Annotated in this window: 1 protein-coding gene; it reads right to left on the minus strand. The window is 38.4% G+C overall.

Annotated features, from left to right (window positions below):
- Window positions 1–123: 123 nt before the first annotated feature.
- The gene (locus R2R70_RS22370) at window positions 124–231 is read right to left on the minus strand and encodes a DUF4387 family protein (RefSeq protein WP_410979253.1); all 108 of its coding nucleotides are present in this window, start codon (window positions 229–231) and stop codon (window positions 124–126) included.
- Between the last annotated feature and the right edge of the window lie 14 nt (window positions 232–245).

Genomic DNA, 245 nt, shown 5'->3' on the forward strand with positions numbered 1-245 from the left:
CCTGAATAGTGAAGTAGAGCTATTCGGGATTTTATCTATTGGATATGACCATTTCAATAAAAAAAGGTAGCTATCCCCAATATTGGACGTAGCTACCTAAAATCTATATAGAAAAGGGGATATCTACACTGGTATTTCAATATCTAATAGTGGTGCATATTGCTGAGAACCAAAGATATCGCCGTCCCCTGGGCTACCACTTGGATTTGTACGTGCAATCGTAAATTTAATTGCGTAAGCGGGAT

It is taken from the genome of Cobetia sp. SIMBA_158 (assembly GCF_046566945.1).
GTDB lineage: Bacteria > Pseudomonadota > Gammaproteobacteria > Pseudomonadales > Halomonadaceae > Cobetia > Cobetia amphilecti.